Annotated in this window: 3 protein-coding genes; all 3 read right to left on the reverse strand. The window is 72.1% G+C overall.

From position 1 onward, the window contains the following. The coding region (locus tag ABY44_RS09490; protein WP_431641140.1) for an acyl-CoA synthetase at positions 1 to 973 on the reverse strand (973 nt) is incomplete at its 3' end. After that, positions 970 to 2,718 (reverse strand): AMP-binding protein, encoded by a 1,749-nt coding sequence (locus ABY44_RS09495; protein ID WP_431641141.1) that lies wholly within the window; start codon positions 2,716 to 2,718, stop codon positions 970 to 972. The genes ABY44_RS09490 and ABY44_RS09495, both read right to left, overlap by 4 nt. A gap of 64 nt (positions 2,719 to 2,782) precedes the next feature. Then, positions 2,783 to 3,333: hypothetical protein (locus tag ABY44_RS09500; RefSeq protein WP_226817226.1), on the reverse strand; the 551-nt coding region annotated here is incomplete at its 5' end.

The raw sequence follows: 3,333 nt of genomic DNA on the forward strand, positions 1-3,333 counted from the left end.
AATCCCTCGTGGCGGACAGGCCGGCACCGGCGCACGCGGCGTCGCCGCGCGCGACCGCGGTCGCGGGATCGCCGCCGTGCCAGAAGTCGAAATAGTTGAACCAGTTGTACGGTGCCGAGCGACAGTACCTGTCGAGCAGCGCGACGTAGCGCGCGAGTGCCGCGTCGACCGCCGCCGCGCGCGCGTCGCGCCGCACGTCGGAGAAATCGGCGAGCGTCTCGAAGTGCACGTCGTAGCGGTTGCCGTCGCGATAGAGGCCCGTCATGAAGATCACCGGCCGTCGCAGCATCGCGGCCATGTAGAGCGGCCCGAGCGGGAACGCGGCCGGCGCGCCGAGCAGCGGCAGCCGCCGCAGCGACGCGGCCGCGTCGTCGAGCAGCGTGCGGTCGGCGAGCATGCCGACCATGCAGTTCGCGTCGAGGCGCTCGCGCACCTTCAGCATCGAGTCGACTTGCCCGAGCGGAATCACTTCCGGCTGCGCGGCGGGGTTCACCGCGGCGAGCGTCGCGTTGATCTTGCGCGCGTTCTTCTCGTACATCGTCACGACGACGCGCAGGTCCGGGTGCGTGCGGCCGATCGCGCGCACGACCTCGAAGCTGCCGAGATGCGCGCCCATCAGGAACGCACCGCGTCCGCCCGCGAGCGCTTCGTCTACCAGCGTCTCGCCGTGCAGCCGGATGTCGAACAGGTCGAAGCGCCCGTTCATCAGGTAGATGCGGTCGTGGATCGTCGCCGCGAACGTGAACACGTGCCGGTACACGTCGCGCCAGCGCGCGGGGCGGCCGAGCACGCGGCGCAGGTAGTCGCGCGACGCCGCGCACGCGACCGGCGAAAACAGCACGAAATACGTCGCGATCAGGTGCAGCACGACGCGCGCGCGCTGCCGGCCGAAGCGCAGCGAGATCCACGTCATCGCGCGCAGCAAGCCCGCGTTGCTGCGCTCCTGGCGTTCGGCCCACGCGGTGCGCTTCATGGCTGCGCACCGTCCTGCCCGGCCGGCGGCGCGGACAGCACGCCGCTCGCGACGTCGCGCGCCCCGGCGCGCAGCGTGAAGCGGATCGCACCGCCGGCCGCGGCGTCGTACGCGAGATCGAGCGGCTCGCCGGGCGCGACCGGGCTCAGGAATTTCGCGGACCCGAGCCGCCACGCATGCAGCGGGCGGTTCACCGCGGTGCCGAGCGCATGGATCGCGTGATCGAGCAGCACGACGCCCGGCACGACCGGATGGCCGGGGAAGTGGCCGGGCAGTGCCGGGTGATCGGCGGGGATCGTGAACCCGAGTGCGGGCGTGCCGGCCGGATCGGGCACGGGCACGGGCACGGGCACGGCCGCGGGGCGCGCATGTTGCGCAACGAGTGCGGCGAGCACGTCGCGCGGCAGCTTGCCGGTTTCGTTGCGCGGCAGCGCGTCGACGAACACGAGCGGGCGCGGCATGAACGCGGGATCGATCCGCTCGCGCAGCGCGCGCTGCAGACCGGCTGCCGTAAGCGTCGGCGCGACGACGAGCGCGACGAGGCGCGTGACCGGCTCGAGGCGGGTGTCGTCGTGTGCCGCCGCGGCTTCGTCGGGCATGAAGAATACGCCGTCGAGCACCTGCGGAATCGCGTTGAGCTGATGGTTCAGGTACGCGAGCGACGTGCGCTTGCCGGCGATGTTGACGAGGTCGGCCTTGCGGCCGTGCAGCAGGAACCGGCCGTCGCCGAGCAGTTCGAGTGCATCGCCCATCGGCACGGGAGCCTCCACATGTCCGCCCGACACCCACACGGTCGGGCCGCTGTCGTCGTCGTCCGGTTCGGCGCGCGCGTCGAGGCGGATGTCCGGGAACAGTTCCCATGCCGCGCCCTGCGATGTACGGCGGGTGGCGATCTGGCCGGTCTCGGTGCTGCCGTAGATCTCGACGAGCGGCGCGTCGAGCGCGGCCTCGGCTTCGCACGCGAGCTTTTCCGACAGCGGCGCGGTGGCCGACAGCACGAGCGCCGCGTGCGGCAGCGCATGGCCGGCCGCGAGCAGCGCACGCAGGTGGATCGGCGACGTGACGAGCACGCGCGGTTGCGGGATCGCGTCGAGTTCGTCGCGAATGTCGACCGGGTAGAACGGCTGGCGGTTGCTGAACGCGAGGCCGCCGATCAGCGCGAGCAGCACCGTCGACTCGAAGCCGTACATGTGCTGCGCGGGCACCGTGCCGATCAGCGTGGCCGCGCGGCCGTCGAGCAGCCCGAGGCGGTCGGCCGCCGCGCGCACGCAGCCGACCAGGAAGCCCCAGGTCTTGCGGTGCGGCACCGGCGCGCCGGTCGAGCCGGACGTGAACACGTAGGCCATGATCCGCGCCGCATCGATCTGCGGCACGGCGAACGGCGCATCGTCCGCGAGCGCGCCGGGGGCGGCATCGGGATACGCGAAGCGCGGCAGGTCGATCGTGCAGTCGGGCGCGTCGTGCAGGCAGAACGCGTCGGGCGCGAACGACGCGAGCTGGCGGACCATTTCCGGCGTATGCGTCGACGGCAGCAGGCTGACCTTGCCGGCAACGAGCGCGGCGCACAGGCTGACCGCGAAGCGGTAGCGGTCGCGGCACACGTTGAACACGTGTGCGCCGGCGGGCAGCGCGGCGGCCACGCGCGCGACGTCGGCGACGAACGTGCGCACGGTGACGGGCGCGCCGTCGCGCCAGGCGATCGTCTGGTCGGGCGACGAATGGAAAACCAGCGGGTGAGTCGGCATAGATCGGTCGAAACAGGAGCGAAGGCCGGCGCGGCCGCGTTGCGGCGCCGCGCCGGCCGTGAATTCATCGTGATGCCTGCGACGCGTGTGTCGTCGCGCGATACGCGCGCACCGCGTCGACCATGCGCGGCCGCGGTTCGTGCGGCAGGGCGAAGCGTCGGCACGCATGCTCGGCCGCGAACATCACGGCGACGAGCGGCAGCGACAGGTAGTTCGCGAACGTCGACCACGTGACGATCGGCGCGGTCGCGAACAGCAGCGTCGACACGGCGGCGATCGCGACGAAGAACAGCGTCCACGCGAGCGTGATCTGCCGCGTGTAGTGCGCGACGGCCGGCGTGATCGCGCCGTGGATCATCGTCGCGAAATGCGTGCACAGCGGCACCTTGCCGGCCGCGAGCGTGCGGCCGAACAGCAGCGCCATCGCGAGGTTGAAACTCGCGTGTTCCAAGTACAGGCCCCATTCGAAGTGCCGGGCGAGCGGCACGCGCGCGGCCCACAGCGCGGCGGCGGCAAGCAGCCATGCGGACACGAACCCGATGCGATGCGGCGAACGTAGCGCCGCGCCGAGCGCGAGCAGCAGCGGCGGCACGAGCGCCATCGCGAGGCCGAGGC

The organism is Burkholderia sp. ZZQ-2 (genome assembly GCF_050768715.1).
Taxonomy (GTDB): Bacteria; Pseudomonadota; Gammaproteobacteria; order Burkholderiales; family Burkholderiaceae; genus Burkholderia; species Burkholderia cepacia.